Raw genomic sequence first — 15,885 nt, 5'->3', positions numbered from 1 at the left:
CCCCTCCCGCCCGCGCGGGAGGGGGAAGAGGTAGAAAAATGAACGAACTTACCAATTTCGCGAACCCGGTCGCCAAGCCGGAGACCTTCGACCAGATCCAGATCGGCATCGCGTCTCCGGACCGCATCCGCTCCTGGTCGTTCGGCGAGATCAAGAAGCCCGAGACGATCAACTATCGCACGTTCAAGCCCGAGCGTGACGGCCTGTTCTGCGCGCGCATCTTCGGTCCGATCAAGGACTACGAGTGCCTGTGCGGCAAGTACAAGCGCATGAAGTACAAGGGCATCGTCTGCGAGAAGTGCGGCGTCGAGGTCACCGTCTCGAAGGTCCGCCGCGAGCGGATGGGCCATATCGAGCTCGCCGCCCCGGTCGCGCACATCTGGTTCCTGAAGTCGCTGCCGTCGCGCATCGGCCTGCTGCTCGACATGCAGCTCAAGCAGCTCGAGCGCGTGCTGTACTTCGAAGCCTATATCGTCATCGAGCCGGGCCTCACCCCGCTGGAGAAGTATCAGCTCCTCACCGAGGATGAGCTGCTCGAGGCGCAGGACGAATATGGCGAGGACGCCTTCTCCGCCGGCATCGGCGCCGAGGCCGTGCGCATCATGCTCGAGAGCCTGGATCTCGAAGGCGAGAAGACCGCGCTGCTCGAAGAGCTCGCCGTCACCAAGTCCGAGCTGAAGCCCAAGAAGATCATCAAGCGGCTGAAGGTCGTCGAGAGCTTCCTCGAATCCGGCAATCGTCCGGAGTGGATGATCCTCGAGGTCGTGCCGGTGATCCCGCCCGAGCTTCGCCCGCTGGTGCCGCTCGACGGCGGTCGTTTCGCGACGTCGGATCTGAACGATCTGTACCGCCGCGTGATCAACCGTAACAACCGCCTGAAGCGCCTGATGGAGCTGCGTGCGCCGGACATCATCGTCCGCAACGAAAAGCGCATGCTGCAGGAAGCCGTCGACGCCCTGTTCGACAACGGCCGCCGCGGTCGCACGATCACGGGCGCCAACAAGCGTCCGCTGAAGTCGCTGTCCGACATGCTCAAGGGCAAGCAGGGCCGCTTCCGTCAGAACCTGCTCGGCAAGCGCGTCGACTATTCGGGCCGTTCGGTCATCGTGACCGGTCCGGAGCTCAAGCTGCACCAGTGCGGCCTGCCCAAGAAGATGGCGCTCGAGCTGTTCAAGCCGTTCATCTACGCCCGGCTCGACGCCAAGGGTCTGTCCATGACCCTGAAGCAGGCGAAGAAGTGGGTCGAGAAGGAGCGCAAGGAAGTCTGGGACATCCTGGACGAGGTGATCCGCGAGCACCCGGTTCTGCTGAACCGCGCGCCGACGCTTCACCGTCTTGGCATCCAGGCGTTCGAGCCGGTGCTGATCGAGGGCAAGGCGATCCAGCTTCACCCGCTGGTCTGCTCGGCCTTCAACGCCGACTTCGACGGTGACCAGATGGCCGTGCACGTTCCGCTGTCGCTTGAAGCGCAGCTGGAAGCGCGCGTCCTGATGATGTCGACCAACAACATCCTGTCGCCGGCGAACGGCAAGCCGATCATCGTGCCGTCGCAGGACATGGTGCTCGGTCTCTACTACCTCTCGATGGAGAAGCAGAACGAGCCGGGCGAAGGCATGCTGCTGGCGGACATGGAGGAAGTGCACCAGGCGCTGTTCAACGGCGCGGTGACGCTGCACACCAAGATCATCAGCCGCGTCCCGCAGACCGACGAGAACGGCAACCAGTACCTCAAGCGCTACGAGACCACGCCGGGCCGCATGCTGCTCGGCGAGTGCCTGCCGAAGAGCCACAAGGTACCCTTCGAGACCGTCAACCGCCTGCTGACCAAGAAGGACGTCACCGACGTCATCGACGAGGTGTATCGTCACACCGGCCAGAAGGAGACGGTGCTGTTCGCCGACGCGATCATGGCGCTGGGCTTCCGTCACGCGTTCCGCGCCGGCATCTCGTTCGGCAAGGACGACATGATCATCGCGCCGGACAAGACCAAGCTGGTCGACGAGACGCGTGAGCAGGTGAAGGACTTCGAGCAGCAGTATCAGGACGGCCTGATCACGCAGCAAGAGAAGTACAACAAGGTGATCGACGCCTGGAGCCGTTGCGGTGACCAGGTGGCGAACTCGATGATGAACGAGATCAAGGCCGTTCGCATCGACGAGGAGACCGGCCGTGAGAAGCCGATCAACTCGATCTACATGATGGCGCACTCCGGTGCGCGTGGTTCGCAGGCGCAGATCAAGCAGCTTGCCGGCATGCGCGGCCTGATGGCCAAGCCGTCAGGCGAGATCATCGAAACGCCGATCATCTCGAACTTCAAGGAAGGCCTGACCGTCCTTGAATACTTCAACTCCACCCACGGCGCTCGTAAGGGCCTCGCGGATACGGCGTTGAAGACGGCGAACTCGGGGTATCTCACCCGCCGTCTCGTCGACGTGTCGCAGGATTGCGTCATCGTCGAGGACGATTGCGGCACCGAGCGCGCGCTGGAGATGAAGGCGATCGTTCAGGGCGGCTCGGTCATCGCGTCGCTCGGCGAGCGTATCCTTGGCCGTACGACGGCGGAGGACATCGTCGAGGCGAAGACCGGCGAGATCGTGATCCCGATCGGCACCCTGCTCGACGAGCCGATGGTGGCGAAGATCGAGGCGACTGGCATCCAGGCCGTCAAGATCCGCTCGCCGCTGGTCTGCGAAAGCAAGATCGGCGTCTGCGGCAAGTGCTACGGGCGTGACCTTGCCCGCGGTACGCCGGTGAACATCGGCGAGGCCGTCGGCGTCATCGCGGCGCAGTCGATCGGTGAGCCGGGCACGCAGCTGACGATGCGTACCTTCCACATCGGCGGTGCGGCGCAGCTCAATGAGCAGTCAAACCTCGAGGCACCGACCGACGGCACGATCGAATATCGTGACCTGCGCATCATCGTCGACCAGCGTGGTCGCCGCGTGGTGCTCAGCCGCTCGGGCGAAGTCGCGATCGTCGACATGGATGGCCGCGAGCTGGCGGTGCACAAGATCCCGTATGGCGCGAACGTGCTGTGCGACGATGGGCACATCATCAGCGCTGGCGATCGCATCGCCGAATGGGATCCGTTCACCATGCCGGTGATCACGGAAACCGGCGGCACGGTGAAGTATCAGGACCTCATCGAGGGCAAGACGCTGACCGAGCAGGTCGACGAGGCAACGGGCATCGCCCAGCGCGTCGTGATCGAATATCGTGCAGCTGGCCGTTCGAAGGAGGATCTGCGTCCGCGCATCACCCTGCTCGACGAGGGTTCGGGTGAAACCGCCCGCTACATGCTGGCGCCGGGTGCGGTACTGTCGGTGGACGACAACTCGGTCGTCTACGCCGGCGACGTGGTTGCCCGTGTTGCCCGCGAGTCCGCCAAGACCCGCGACATCACCGGCGGTCTGCCGCGCGTTGCCGAGCTGTTCGAAGCGCGCAAGCCGAAGGAAAATGCGATCATCGCGAAGGTCTCGGGCCGCGTGGTGTTCGGCAAGGACTATAAGGCGAAGCGCAAGATCGGCATCCAGCCCGAGGACGGCGGCGAGGTGGTGGAATACCTCATCCCGAAGTCGAAGGTGATCGACGTCCAGGAAGGCGACTACGTCAAGCGTGGCGACAACCTGATCGGCGGCAGCCCGGATCCGCACGACATTCTCGAGGTGCTCGGCATCGAGCCGCTCGCGGAATATCTCGTGTCGGAAATCCAGGAAGTCTATCGACTGCAGGGCGTGAAGATCAACGACAAGCACATCGAGACGATCGTTCGTCAGATGCTGCAGAAGGTCGAGATCACCGAGGCCGGCGACACCACCCTGCTCCCTGGCGAGCAGGTGGACCGTGCGGAGATGGACGAGGTCAACGCGAAGCTCGGCAAGAACGAGGCGCCCGCCCAGGGCAAACCGATCCTGCTCGGCATCACCAAGGCGTCGCTGCAGACCCGGTCGTTCATCTCGGCCGCGTCGTTCCAGGAGACCACCCGCGTCCTCACCGAGGCGGCGGTCCAGGGCAAGCAGGACACGCTGATGGGCCTGAAGGAAAACGTCATCGTCGGCCGGCTCATCCCGGCAGGCACCGGCGCCGGCATGAACCGCCTGCGCGTGGCGGCTTCCTCGCGCGACGCCGCGCTTCGTGCCCAGCAGAAGAAGCTGGCCGAAGCGATGATCGTGGCCCCGACCAGCGCGGACGAGCTGCGTGCGGCAGAGAACGCCCGCAGCCCGCGTGAAGACGTCGGCACCGGTGACGATCCGCTCGCCACCGTCGTCCCCTCGGGCGACGGCAGCGATGAGGCGGCCGGTGAGTATCTGAACGACTGATCGTTCGGCTCAGCCTGATGCAATCAGCCCCGCCGGAGCGATCCGGCGGGGCTTTTTGTTGGTTGCGAAAACGACGGCGCCGGCGACCCCGCATTTCCACCACGCCAAGATGTCACGTCGCGACTGCCAACCGCGCATAGCTGACGCCGAAACGCCTTCAGCAAAGATGCAGTCACCCTCTGCAATCAACGTGGCGACACGGTGGACCAGGTAACATCTATGAGCATCATCGACGGTATTCGCCGTCACCAATGCATAGGGCGATCCACCTTTTTTTTGCGGGAACACACGCCAGTTGCCCAGAAGATCGTCGTCGCACAGCCATGCTACTTTCTGAACCTTCTCGCCCATCGATGGTTGACCTGACGTTCAGATCAGGAGCTTAGTTTGAAAACTCATCTATTAGCCGCGCTTCTGTCGGTGGCGGTCGCATCGCCCGCAATGATGCCGACGGACGCCGCCGCGCAGCGCCGCGACGATCGCCATGATCGGTACGACCGCAACGATCGCGATCACCGCGGGAACCGCAACAACCGCGGAGACTATCGCTGGCAAGGCGACCGGAACGACCGCAACTGGGATCCGGCCTCCAGCTATCGGAGCGGCAATTATCGGGAGCGTCGCCTCAGCCGCAACGACCGGATCTACCGCGGCCAGGACGGCCGCGCCTATTGCAAGCGCAACGACGGCACGACGGGCCTGGTGATCGGCGCGGTCGGGGGTGGCTTGCTGGCCAACCTGATCGGTGGCGGCACGCTAGGCACGCTGGCGGGCGCCGGTGGCGGGGCGTTGCTCGGCCGTTCGGTCGATCGCGGGCAGATCAAGTGCCGCTGAGAGTGCGCTGAGGGTGACGCGATCTCGGATGCGCGCCCGCGTGCCGCTCCGAGATTGCGGGCTCCCAGGACGCCGCCGGAATCGCGCGACGCTTCACAGGCCGCCGCCAATCCAGGTGAGGTGCGCCTAGGGCTGGCCGGCGAACGTCCGCGACAGGCCGTGGTAGAGCTTCTCCCGGCACACCGCCCGGCTTGCCCCGTCCGCCAGGAAGGCGGCGGCGAACATCGGCAGCATCAAACCGCGGCTCGCCGTCGTCTCGGACAGGATGATCACGGCGGTCAGCGGCGCGCGCACCACGCCGGTGAAATAGGCCACCATGCCGAGGATTACGACTGCTTCGGCGGGCTCCCCGGGGAACAGCTCGCGCAGCAGGTTCCCCACCCCTGCCCCGACCGCCAGGCTCGGCGCAAAGATGCCGCCTGGCAGCCCGGCCACCGCAGTGGCGAGCGTCGAGACGAACTTCGCCGGCCCGAACCACAAGGGCGCATCCGCCCCGGTGATCACGGCGCGCGCCGCGCCATAGCCGGTGCCCCATGTCAGCCCCGTCGCCACGCCCAGCACCGCGACGACCGCGCCGCACAGCCCGGCGAACAGCACCGGCCGCGCCTTACTCCACCGTGTCACCCGGTGGCTGCCGCTCGCCAGCGCCAGCACCACCCGCGAGAACAGTCCGCCGGCAAGGCCGCCGCCGATGCCCGCGATTGGCGCTACGATTAGCGCACCGGCGATCGGCATGTGCGCTCCGATCGCACCGAAATAGACGTAATCGCCCGCCAGGCTCTGCGCGACCATGCCGGCAATGACGATCGATGACAGAACCATCAGCGTCATGCGCTGCTCATAGGCCGCGGCCAGCTCCTCGATCGCGAACAGCACGCCCGCCAGCGGCGTGTTGAAGGCCGCCGCCACGCCCGCCGCACCGCCGGCGATAACGACGGTGCTGCGCAGCGCGACGTGCATCACCCGGTGGCTGACGTTCATTACCGCCGCCGCCAGCTGCACGGTGGGGCCCTCGCGCCCAACGCTGGCCCCGCACAGGATCGCCGCCATGGTCAGCAACGCCTTGCCCGCGACGGTCCTGACCGCGATCAGCCCGCGCATCGCGGCTGGCGGATCATCCCGCGCCGCCATCACCTGCGGGATGCCCGATCCACGCGCTAGCGGCACCCAGCGCCGCGTGATCCACACCAGCGCCATGAAGCCGAACGGCGTCGTCACCAGCGGCGCGTAGGGCCAGCGCCGGGCGTAGTGCTCGAAGATCAGCCCCATTTCGTCCGAGGCCTTGGCGAAGAGCACCGCCACCACGCCGATGATCACCGCGCCGGTGATCACTGCGATCCGGCGGCGGAACAGGATCGAGGTGGGGCCGCGGGAACGGAGCAGCGCGCGCGCCCGGCGCGGGGTCCAGCGTCGGCGCGCCCGGGCGATCGTCGGCTCGTCAGTCACGCCTGTTCCTCTATGCGGATCAGCGCGCGCGGATCACTCCTGCGCCGCACGCGACTGCTTCGGGCGCCATTCGTCGTGCAGCAGGCCCCAGATGATGCTGTCGCGCACGCCGATATGCGTTTCCCACTCGGCGCGCAGCAGGCCCTCGCGTCGGAAGCCGAGCGTCGTCAGCAGCGCGATCGAGCGGACGTTGTCGGGATCGGTATCGGCGAACACCCGCCGCGCGCCTTGCGCGAACAGCAGGTCGATCAGCGCGCTCACCGCTTCACGGGCATAGCCCTGGCCGGAGGCGGCGGCGGAAAGGAGGTAGCCGATCTCCATCACCGCGCGGCGCCGTTCGCCGGCGGCCAGCGTGCCGATTGCACGGCCGCTGGCCTTTTCCACGATCACCCATTGCCGCCACTGATCGCCGGCGTGGGGCGTCACATAAGCGATCGTCTCCTCCAGCGAGGCATGCGGCGGGCTGGACCAGAAGCGCATCACCCGCGGGTCACGATACGCCTCGTGCAACGCCGGGGCATCGTCCGCCGTCGGCGCCCGCATGATCAGCCGTTCGCTCTCAAAAGGCTCGGCCCGCATGCCGATCAACCCGCCAGTGCCTCGACCAGCGCCTGCACTTTCTGCTGGCGCCACTGCGGCAGCGGCGCGACCAGCCAATAGCCGAGCCGGGAGGGCCGCGGCTCGCCGATCGCCGCGATCCGCCCTGCAGCAAGATCTCGCGCGGCAAGGAGCTCCGGCACAGTCGCCTTCCCCAGCCCCTGCGCGGCAGCATCAAGCGCCAGGCCTGCGTCGCCCACCTGGATCAGCGGGCTGCCATCCTCGCTGCCGCAGCCCGGCCAGGCGATCACCGCGTCAGCGCCGCCGCCGGCGCGCTCGATCGTCACCATGCCCTCACTCTCGATCGCCTCGCCTTCGTGCGCGCCGGGGCCGTCACCCCAGGTGATTGCGAGGTCGAGGTTCGCCTCCGTGAAGTCGGGCGGCGTATCGGCGGCGACCAGCACGAAGCGGAGGTCGCCGTCATTGCGCGCGATCTCCGCCAGCCGCGGCAGCAACCACTTCTCGGTCAGGTCGCGCGGCGCGGCGATCGTCAACGATTTGGACGATTGCCCGGCCTGCATCGCGCGCACCGCTTCCTCGAACTGCAGGAAGCCATGCCGCAGCGGCCCGAGCCCCGCCTCTCCTTCCGGGGTCAGCTCCAGCCCCTTGGTGGTACGGCGGAACAGCACGACGCCCAGCGTGTCCTCGAGCGCCCGGATCTGCTGGCCGACGGCGGCGGGCGTCACCGCCAGCTCGTCCGCCGCGCGGGTGAACGACAGGTGGCGCGCCGCGGCGTCGAGCACGCGCAGGCCGTTCAGCGGAAGATGGGTACGCTTCATGCCCGGCTCACCCCGCCACCGCAGGCGCCGTCAGCGCGAACTTCGGGATCGCCACGTCGAACAGCGCGCCATCCTCGCCGATCATGCGATAGCTGCCCTGCATCGATCCGCTCGGCGTCGCGAGCGGGCAACCGGATACGTAATCGTAGCTGGCGCCCGGCGCGATCACCGGCTGCTCGCCGACCACGCCCTCCCCTTCCACCGAATGGCGCGCACCCCGCCCATCGGTGATGATCCAGTGGCGCGTCAGCAATTGCACCGTCTGCGGCGAATCGTTCTCGATGCGGATGTGATAAGCCCAGAACCATCGCCCGCGCGCCGGCTCCGATTGCTCGGGCAGGTAACTGACGGAAACACGCACCGTCACCCCGCGCGTCGTCTCCGCGGCGGGGAACAGCGCCTTCACAGGCCCACCTTGCGCAAGGCACGGTCGAGATCCTCGATCAGGTCCGCCGGGTCTTCAAGGCCCACGTTAAGGCGAAGCATCCCCTCCGTCACGCCCATCTCCTCGCGCTTCTCGGGCGCCACGGAATTGTGCGTGGTGGAGGCGGGGTGCGTCATCAGCGACCGCGAATCGCCGATGTTGTTGGAAATGTCGATCAGCTCCAGCGCATCGAGCAGCCCGTGCGCCTGGGTGCGCCCGCCATCCAGCAGAATGGCGAAGATCGGCCCCGCCGCTTCCATCTGGCTCATCGCCAGTTCGTGCTGCGGGTGGCTCGGCAGGCCGGGGTACAGCACCGTCGGCACGCGGCCTTCGAGGAAGCTTGCCACCTTCATCGCGTTCTCGGACTGACGGCGGATGCGCAGGTCCAGCGTCTCCAGCCCCTTCAGCACCACCCAGGCGTTGAACGCGGACAGCGTCGGCCCGGTGTTACGGGTGAAGGGCAGCAGCGTGTTGTCGATGAAATCCTTGGTACCGCAAACGGCACCGGCCAGCACGCGCCCCTGCCCGTCCATCATCTTGGTCGCGGAATAGGCCGTCACGTCCGCGCCGAACTCCATCGGCCGCTGCAGCGCCGGGGTGGCAAAGGCATTGTCGACCACGCTGGTGATGCCGCGCTCGCGGGCGATGGCGCACACCGCGCGCAGGTCCACGACGTCCATCGTCGGATTGGCCGGCGTTTCGAAGAAGAACACCTTGGTTTCAGGGCGCACCGCATCGATGAACTGCTGCGGGTCACGCGCATCGACCACGGTGGTGGCGATGCCGAACTTGGGCAGCAACGTATCGACCAGCCAGCGGCACGATCCAAACGCGGCGCGGCCGGCGACGACATGGTCGCCTGTCTGCAGCTGGCTCAGCAGCACCGCCGTCATCGCCGCCATGCCGCTCGCCATGGTGCGGCACGCCTCGGCGCCTTCCAGCAGGGCGATGCGATGCTCCAGCATCTCGACGGTCGGGTTCTGCAGCCGGGAGTAAGTCATCCCCTGCTGCTCGCCGGCAAAGCGCGCGGCGGCATCGCCGGCGCAGTCATAGGCATAGCCGGAGGTGAGGAAGATCGCCTCGGACGTCTCGCCGAATTCGGAACGCACCGTGCCGCCGCGGATCGCCCGCGTGGCGGGGCGCCAGGTGTCGGTGATCGAGCGGTCTTGTCCGGTATGGCGTTTCATGCCGCCGCTTTCGGCCATTCGGCACGGGCTTTCAAGGGCGGCGGCCCCTGTCCTACAAGGCCGTAACCGTGCGAAGGTGGCGCCATCCACGTCCAGGCGCGGGAGGCGCAAAATTCCCTTTCCACATGCGTCAACTTCATGAAGTTCCGCACCGCCTTATCCTCGGCTAAGCAGGACGTGATGCTTCGCCGCCCGCTGCCGCTCGCGATCCTGATCTTCGCGCTTGCGCAGGCGTTGTTCATGATCCGCCTATCGGTGCCGCACCAGTTCGTGTTCGACGAGGTGCACTACGTGCCCGCAGCCCGCGCGCTGATCACGCTCGCCGGGCCGATGAACATCGAACATCCGCTGCTGGGCAAATGGCTGATCTCGCTCGGCATCCGGCTGTTCGGCGACACGCCGTTCGGCTGGCGCTTTCCGTCAACCGTGGCCGGCAGTGTCACCGTGGTATCGCTGTTCGCCACCGTCTGGCTGATGACCGGGCGCCTCCGCCCTGCCCTTGTCGCGGTGGCGCTGACGCCGCTTGGCTTCACCGTCTACGTCCAGTCGCGGATCGCGATGCTGGACGGGTTCATGCTCGCCTTCCTGATGGCGGCGATCGCCATGGCGGCCTGGACGATGCGGCGCGGCGGCTGGTGGCGCTGGACGTTGGTGGCGGTGCTGCTCGGCTGCGCGGTCGGCTGCAAATGGCTTGCCGCACCCTATATCGCGTTCGCCGCGGGCGCGCTGGTCATCCTGAAGCGGGGTGACGCGCGCCGCTTCCCCGGCATCCGCCCGCTGCCGGCGATCGCGCTGCTCGGCGCCGTGTCGGTCGCGACCTATCTCGCCACCTTCGCTCCTGCCTTCTTCTACGCCAGCGAACCGCTGACGCTGGCCAGCCTCATTCCGTTCCAGCTCACCATGTACGAACGGCAGACCCAGGTGCTGCCGCCCCATCTCTACCAGTCGAACTGGTGGACGTGGCCGCTGCTGATCCGACCGATCTGGTATCTCTACGAGCCCGCCGACGGCGCGCAGCGCGGCATTCTGTTCCTCGGCAATCCGGCGATCATGTGGTCGGGCCTAGTCGCGGTCGCGGCGTGCTGGATCGGGTGGGTGCGCTCCGGTTCGACGCGGCTGTTTGCCGCGGCCTGGCTGTGGACGGGCAGCCTCGCCCTATGGGCAGTGATCCCCAAGTCGCTCGGCTTCTATTATTATTACTATCCGGCCAGCGTCTTCATCGTCATCGCCATCGTCGCCGCACTCGACCACTGGCGTGAGCGGACGCGCAACTGGGACGTGGCGTTGATCGCCGTCACCGCTGCGCTGGCGATCTACTTCTATCCCATCCTCTCCGCCCAGGCCCTGCCTGACGCCGGCGCCTTCCGGCGCTGGACGTGGTTTACGACCTGGGTGTGATCAGTAGCGGCCCCAGGTGAAGCGCGACGACAAGGCGTAGTTCCACACCGCGCCGATCAGCACCCCGGCCATCGCCGATGCCGCCCAGGCACCATAGCGGAAGTCATAGAGGAACGCCGCCACACCAACGTTCGCCACCGCACCGACCGAACAGACCAGGCAGAAGGAAACCCACCCGTCGAGCAGTTGCCGCCAGCCCTTCAACCGCCGATCACGATAGGTGAGCGCATTGTTGAGGAAGAAGTTGAACGTCATCGCCGCCATCGTCGCGGCGATCTGGCCGGCCAGGAAGCTGACGCCGAGGCCAAGGTACAACAAGGTCAGCACGCCCATGTGGATGCCGACGCCGATCACCCCGATGGCGGAGAACATCGCGAAGCGCACCGGCACGACATTGCCGAACTTCCGATCGTACAAGGCGATCAGATATTCCAGCGCCACCACGTGATCGAGCTTGGACTCGCCAACGCTGCGGGTGCGGAAGACATAGGGCAGCTCGAGGAAGCGCAGCGGGCGATCGCCGGCTGCCATGATGTCGAGCAGGATCTTGAAGCCGATGCCGGCGAGCCGCGGCGCGATGGCGCGCAACAGCTCGGTGCGCATCATGAAGAAGCCGCTCATCGGATCGGTCAGGCCGACGTCGAGCACGCGCTGCGACAGCTTGGTGGCAAAGGCGGACTTCGCCACCCGGTCCCGGTCCCACTCGCCCGTCCCGCCACCATCGACGAAGCGCGAGCCGACCACGATGTCCAGCACGGGATCACCCTTCAAGGCCGCGAGCATCGCAGGGAGGATCGTCTCGTCATGCTGCAGGTCACCGTCGATCACCGCGACGGCAGGCGCGGCGGTCGCGCACATCCCCTCGATGCACGCAGTCGCGAGGCCGCGGCGCCCGATGCGCTGGATCACCCGCACCCGGCGATCGAACCGGCCGATCTCCCGCGCGGCATCCGCCGTGCCGTCCGGACTGTCGTCATCGACGAAGATCGCTTCCCAGTTGATCCCGGCCAGCGCCTGATCGAGCTTGGCGACGAGCACGGGCACATTGCCGCGCTCGTTGAACGTCGGGATGACGATTGCGAGGTCGAGCGCGTCGCTCACAGGTGGGCAAGCACCGCATCGCCCATCGCGCGGGTCGAACAATCACCGCCAAGGTCAGCGGTGCGATTGCCCGCTGCCAAAGCCTTCGCGACCGCCGCCTCGACGCGATCGGCGGCGGCGGCGTGACCCAGCGAGTGGCGCAGCATCATCGCCGCGGACAGGATCGCCGCGCACGGGTTCGCCTTGCCCTGCCCGGCAATGTCCGGTGCGGATCCGTGGATCGGCTCGTACAGGCCCTTGCCCGCCGCATCGAGCGAGGCGGAGGGCAGCAGCCCGATCGAGCCGACGCACATCGATGCCTGGTCGGACAGGATATCGCCAAACAGGTTGCCGGTGACGATCACGTCGAACTGGCCCGGATCGCGCACCAGCTGCATCGCGGCATTGTCGACATACATGTGGCTGAGCGTCACGTCGGGATAGTCCTTCGCGGTCTCGATCACGACGTCGCGCCACATCTGCGATGTCTCCAGGACGTTTGCCTTGTCGACCGAGCAGAGCATCCCGCGCCGACGCTGCGCCGCCTCGAAGCCGGCAATCGCGATGCGGCGAACCTCGCCCTCGTCATAACTCATGACGTCATAGCCTTCGCGAAGGCCAGCGGCGGTGGTGCGCATGCCTTTCTCGCCGAAATAAACGTCGCCGTTAAGCTCGCGCACGATCAGCAGGTCGATCGCTCGCGCCACCTCCGGGCGGAGCGCGGAGGCCTCCTCCAGCCCCGCGAACAGCTTTGCCGGGCGCAGGTTCGCGAAGAGCGTCAGCTCCTTGCGCAGGCCAAGGATCGCCTGCTCCGGCCGCAAATGGCGCTCGAGCGAGTCGCAGCTGGGATCGCCCACCGCGCCGAACAGGATCGCATCCGCTCGCCGCGCGAGGTCCAGCGTCTCCGGCGGCAGCGGATGCCCGCTCGCGTGATACGCCGCGCCGCCGACGGGCGCTTCCTCGAACGCCAGGTCGAGCGCCAGCGCCTCGAGCACGCGCCGCGCCTCGGCAGTCACTTCCGGGCCGATGCCGTCGCCGGGCAGGATCGCGATCAGGGCCATGTTCAACTCCGCTAAAGGCGCGCGTCCCTTGCCGCCCGGCATGCACTCACGCAACCGCTCTCTTCAGCCGATCGAGCAGCCGGTCGCGCGCGGCGAGCGCTTCCGCCCGCCGATCGACCAGCACGTCGCGCGCGAGGAAGCGGCCGGTGATCGCCAGTGCATCGAAGACATCGGGCCAGTCGGGCTCCCCGCCCGCGAGCAGGAAAGGAGGCAGCCGCAGCAGCCGATCCTCATAACCCGCCGCCGCCGCACGGCTGACGGCGCCGCCGCTCTTGGGGCTGACGAATGCCATTTCGCCGGTCGCGCCGCTGGCGACGCATTGTTCAAGGTCCAGCCCGAAGCCAAGCTCGGCCAGCACGAGCAACTCATAACGCGCAAGCGCGCCAGCCCATCCCCGCGCTGCCGGTGCCGCCTCGACCGCGTCGAGCAGCCCGCTCAGCGCCGCGTGGAGGCGCGGATACGGCTGCGCCTCCGGAAGCGCCGCAGCGGTGAGCGCGGTCACCCATTCCAGCACCGCCGCCGGCAGCGGCTCGGCATGCAACGCCGCCAGGCTGTGCACCAGTTCGATCGTCAACGCGGGCAATTGATCTGCGGTACGGGCGCGCCATTCGCCCAGGATCGTGTTCGCGGGCTGAAGGATGGGGCGCAGCGCGCGCGATCGGCCACCGCGCACATAGCCCGCCTGGACCCCGTCAGAGGGCGTCAGCGCGCGAACGATTGCACCATGCTCGCCGTGCGGCCGGATCGCGAGGACGATGGCGGGCGAGGCAAGATGCATGTGCCGATTGTACCGCGTCCCTCGCGCCGCGAAAGGGCGCGCGTCCGGTCAGGCCCGCCGTACGCGCCGGGCAAGATCGCGGAACGCGGGCGTGGCCGCAGCCCGCTTGGCGAGCCGCATCGCACCGTCGAACCCGCCGACCAGCGCCAGCGCCCCGCGATTGGCGATGGTCGGCCGCAGCAGCAACAGGTCCCGGCAGGCGACGCCGCCGCTCGCCATGCTTCGCTTGTGCTGCCCTTCGCCTTCGGTGAAGTCAAAGCGGAGGAAGCGATCCGCGAACAGATCGGCCAGCGCCGCCTCCATCAGCACGCTTCCCGGCGACAGCGCGGCGAAAGCGGGATCATGGCCGACGTAATCGTAGCGCAACGTGTCCCCGTCTGCGCTGGACCACAGATAAGCCGCGGGCGCCTCACCGATGTACAGCAGCCAGGCGCGCACCGCGTCTGCGGCCGCCAGCGTCTGCATTCGGTGGAAAAATGCAGCATCCCCGGGAAGGCCGGCCGCCATCAGCCGCTCCTGATAGGTCTTCTCGGCCAACGCCCGCGCAACCGGATGGAAGACGGCCAGCTCTTCCGGCGATCGGAACCGGCGGACATCAACCGAACCGCCGCTCGCCGCCGCCGCCTTCTTCGCCTTGCGCTTCAGCGTCGAGCGCGTCTGGCCAGAAAGGCCGGCGCGCCACGCCGCCTCGCCCGCCGCCAGATCGACGAAATAGCGCGTGTAACGCTGACGCTCGAACTGCAGCCCTGCCCAGCTCGGCGCGGTCGCGGCCGGAAGCGACGTGACGAGATACCCATGGTGGTCACCAAGTGGCGGGAGCGAGGGCAGCGTTCCGGCAAGGGCGTCGTCGAGGGACAGCCCGACGCGCAGCAGCCGGCGTGGGATCGAGGCGATCGTGCGCGCACCAATCTGCAATCGCAGGGCGGTCGCGCTCACGCCGCGCGCTCCGCGACGAGGTTCGACCACAATTGCTCCGCCTGCCGCCGGCCGCGTCGCAACGCACTGGCCGGAAGAGGAGCATCCTCACGATCAAGCGCGAGTATAGGGTTGTCCGCGAAATGCGTCGTCGGCGCGGTATCCCGACGCTCGGCCAGCAAAGCGCACAGCCGTTCGAACCGGTTCACATGCACGCGGTTGGCGGCCGTTCCAGCACGGTTCGCCAGTTCGAAACTGTGCCCGACGATCGTCGTCGCCACATGCTGCTCGGAGATCGCGTGATCCAGCGCCGCGCGCATCTCTCCGGCGGACAGCGCGCAAATCTGGAAGTTGCGCCACAGGCCCGGCCGGTCCTCGATCACCGTCACCGGCACCTCGACGACGCCGTGCCGCGCGACCGGCGCGATGCACGACGGTGGCAGGCCGATTGCACTGGGCCAGGGATGATGCGCACCATTGTGACTGGAATCGTACTGGATCCCCAGGCCGGCGAGCGCCGACAGTGTCTCGTCGTTGGCGGAATAGCTTCCGCTACGAAATGCCACCGGCGTAGGCGCGTCAGCCCCCATCAGCAGATCGCGCGCCTGCGCCAGAAGGTCACGCTGTTGCTCCGCCGAATGGTCGATCAGCTCGAACGCCCCATGCGCGCCCCGATCGTCGATGGCCGCGCCCCGCCAATTGGCGTGGAGATGAAGCTGCACCTCCTGCCCTGCCTCCAGCACGGCCGCGACGATCCGCCGGAAGGGATCAAGGCCATAGACGAGGGCCGGCATCGGATCGACGAAGAAGGTCGCCTTCAGTTGATGCCGGGTGAGTGCCGCAAGTTGCCAGGCAAGCCCCACCCCACCCGGTTCGATCGACCGCGCCTCCACCGTCGCCGCATCGTGGCCCGCCGCATGGTGCCGCCAGGCGAGTTCGGTATCGATGGTGAGGAAGACGCGCGGCATGGGTGCCGGGATAATAGCGGCGGCGTAAAGATTCGGCGAACGATCACAAATGAAAGCGGCCGCCGGATCGCTCCAGCGGCCGCCCGTGAACATGAAGTC

Annotated in this window: 14 protein-coding genes; 3 read left to right on the top strand and 11 right to left on the bottom strand. The window is 67.2% G+C overall.

Features of this window, described 5'->3' with window-relative positions; all coding sequences use genetic code 11:
• Nucleotides 1-38 precede the first annotated feature (38 nt).
• On the top strand, nucleotides 39-4,319 hold the full coding sequence (rpoC, locus tag ACH0CP_RS02035; RefSeq protein WP_406875382.1) for a DNA-directed RNA polymerase subunit beta': 4,281 nt from the start codon (nucleotides 39-41) through the stop codon (nucleotides 4,317-4,319).
• A gap of 9 nt (nucleotides 4,320-4,328) precedes the next feature.
• Here the strand turns inward: rpoC and ACH0CP_RS02030 are convergent, their stop codons facing one another.
• A complete protein-coding gene (locus tag ACH0CP_RS02030; protein ID WP_294442193.1) occupies nucleotides 4,329-4,670 on the bottom strand; it encodes a hypothetical protein in 342 nt (113 codons plus the stop codon).
• A gap of 36 nt (nucleotides 4,671-4,706) precedes the next feature.
• Between ACH0CP_RS02030 and ACH0CP_RS02025 the strand changes: the two genes are divergently transcribed.
• Entirely contained in the window at nucleotides 4,707-5,153 is a 447-nt protein-coding gene (locus ACH0CP_RS02025) for a glycine zipper 2TM domain-containing protein (protein ID WP_294442194.1), read from the top strand.
• Nucleotides 5,154-5,279: 126 nt separating this feature from the next.
• Here the strand turns inward: ACH0CP_RS02025 and ACH0CP_RS02020 are convergent, their stop codons facing one another.
• The 5 genes from ACH0CP_RS02020 to ACH0CP_RS02000 are packed head-to-tail and all read right to left on the bottom strand — an operon-like array spanning nucleotide 5,280 to nucleotide 9,586.
• A complete protein-coding gene (locus ACH0CP_RS02020) occupies nucleotides 5,280-6,599 on the bottom strand; it encodes a chloride channel protein (RefSeq protein WP_294442195.1) in 1,320 nt (439 codons plus the stop codon).
• Between the two features lie 33 nt (nucleotides 6,600-6,632).
• Nucleotides 6,633-7,178 (bottom strand): GNAT family N-acetyltransferase, encoded by a 546-nt coding sequence (locus ACH0CP_RS02015; protein ID WP_406875383.1) that lies wholly within the window; start codon nucleotides 7,176-7,178, stop codon nucleotides 6,633-6,635.
• A 5-nt stretch (nucleotides 7,179-7,183) separates the two neighbouring features.
• Nucleotides 7,184-7,975: a LysR family transcriptional regulator gene (locus tag ACH0CP_RS02010; protein ID WP_294442197.1), complete on the bottom strand. Its 792-nt coding sequence runs from the start codon at nucleotides 7,973-7,975 to the stop codon at nucleotides 7,184-7,186.
• A 7-nt stretch (nucleotides 7,976-7,982) separates the two neighbouring features.
• Nucleotides 7,983-8,381 carry a Co2+/Mg2+ efflux protein ApaG gene (gene apaG, locus ACH0CP_RS02005; protein ID WP_294442198.1) on the bottom strand — a complete coding sequence of 133 codons (399 nt, stop codon included), beginning with the start codon at nucleotides 8,379-8,381 and terminating at the stop codon, nucleotides 7,983-7,985.
• Nucleotides 8,378-9,586, bottom strand: coding sequence for a PLP-dependent aspartate aminotransferase family protein (locus tag ACH0CP_RS02000; RefSeq protein WP_294442199.1), 1,209 nt, complete (start codon nucleotides 9,584-9,586; stop codon nucleotides 8,378-8,380). Before ACH0CP_RS02000 ends, apaG begins: the two co-directional genes overlap by 4 nt.
• A 138-nt stretch (nucleotides 9,587-9,724) precedes the next feature.
• Between ACH0CP_RS02000 and ACH0CP_RS01995 the strand changes: the two genes are divergently transcribed.
• Nucleotides 9,725-10,984, top strand: a complete 1,260-nt coding sequence (locus tag ACH0CP_RS01995) for a glycosyltransferase family 39 protein (RefSeq protein WP_406888469.1) — start codon at nucleotides 9,725-9,727, stop codon at nucleotides 10,982-10,984.
• On the opposite strand, the gene ACH0CP_RS01990 is transcribed toward ACH0CP_RS01995, so the two are convergent.
• From ACH0CP_RS01990 to ACH0CP_RS01970, 5 genes are read right to left on the bottom strand one after another with little or no spacing between them, the layout of a single operon-like run.
• Nucleotides 10,985-12,085: a glycosyltransferase family 2 protein gene (locus ACH0CP_RS01990; RefSeq protein WP_294442201.1), complete on the bottom strand. Its 1,101-nt coding sequence runs from the start codon at nucleotides 12,083-12,085 to the stop codon at nucleotides 10,985-10,987.
• Entirely contained in the window at nucleotides 12,082-13,125 is a 1,044-nt protein-coding gene (gene leuB / locus ACH0CP_RS01985; RefSeq protein WP_294442202.1) for a 3-isopropylmalate dehydrogenase, read from the bottom strand. Before leuB ends, ACH0CP_RS01990 begins: the two co-directional genes overlap by 4 nt.
• 46 nt (nucleotides 13,126-13,171) lie before the next feature.
• On the bottom strand, nucleotides 13,172-13,903 hold the full coding sequence (recO, locus tag ACH0CP_RS01980) for a DNA repair protein RecO (protein ID WP_294442203.1): 732 nt from the start codon (nucleotides 13,901-13,903) through the stop codon (nucleotides 13,172-13,174).
• 48 nt (nucleotides 13,904-13,951) lie between these two features.
• Nucleotides 13,952-14,839 (bottom strand): GNAT family N-acetyltransferase, encoded by an 888-nt coding sequence (locus ACH0CP_RS01975; RefSeq protein WP_294442204.1) that lies wholly within the window; start codon nucleotides 14,837-14,839, stop codon nucleotides 13,952-13,954.
• Complete coding sequence (locus ACH0CP_RS01970; protein WP_294442205.1) at nucleotides 14,836-15,786, bottom strand: polysaccharide deacetylase; 951 nt, start codon at nucleotides 15,784-15,786, stop codon at nucleotides 14,836-14,838. The genes ACH0CP_RS01975 and ACH0CP_RS01970 overlap by 4 nt, the downstream gene beginning before the upstream one ends.
• Nucleotides 15,787-15,885 lie beyond the last annotated feature (99 nt).

Origin of the sequence: Sphingomonas sp. 179-I 2A4 NHS (assembly GCF_045369135.1) — a bacterium.
Classification (GTDB): Bacteria; Pseudomonadota; Alphaproteobacteria; order Sphingomonadales; family Sphingomonadaceae; genus Sphingomonas.
The sequence above is the reverse complement of the archived record's forward strand: the minus strand, read 5'-3'. Positions and strand labels throughout refer to the sequence as shown.

Bases quoted from the DNA above. Each gene is read 5' to 3' on its own strand.
- ACH0CP_RS02010 (WP_294442197.1), bottom strand. From the start codon at position 7,975: ATGAAGCGTACCCATCTTCCGCTGAACGGCCTGCGCGTGCTCGACGCC.
- rpoC (WP_406875382.1), top strand. From the start codon at position 39: ATGAACGAACTTACCAATTTCGCGAACCCGGTCGCCAAGCCGGAGACC.
- ACH0CP_RS02030 (WP_294442193.1), bottom strand. From the start codon at position 4,670: ATGGGCGAGAAGGTTCAGAAAGTAGCATGGCTGTGCGACGACGATCTT.
- leuB (WP_294442202.1), bottom strand. From the start codon at position 13,125: ATGGCCCTGATCGCGATCCTGCCCGGCGACGGCATCGGCCCGGAAGTG.
- ACH0CP_RS01970 (WP_294442205.1), bottom strand. From the start codon at position 15,786: ATGCCGCGCGTCTTCCTCACCATCGATACCGAACTCGCCTGGCGGCAC.
- recO (WP_294442203.1), bottom strand. From the start codon at position 13,903: ATGCATCTTGCCTCGCCCGCCATCGTCCTCGCGATCCGGCCGCACGGC.
- ACH0CP_RS02000 (WP_294442199.1), bottom strand. From the start codon at position 9,586: ATGAAACGCCATACCGGACAAGACCGCTCGATCACCGACACCTGGCGC.
- ACH0CP_RS02015 (WP_406875383.1), bottom strand. From the start codon at position 7,178: ATGCGGGCCGAGCCTTTTGAGAGCGAACGGCTGATCATGCGGGCGCCG.
- ACH0CP_RS01995 (WP_406888469.1), top strand. From the start codon at position 9,725: ATGAAGTTCCGCACCGCCTTATCCTCGGCTAAGCAGGACGTGATGCTT.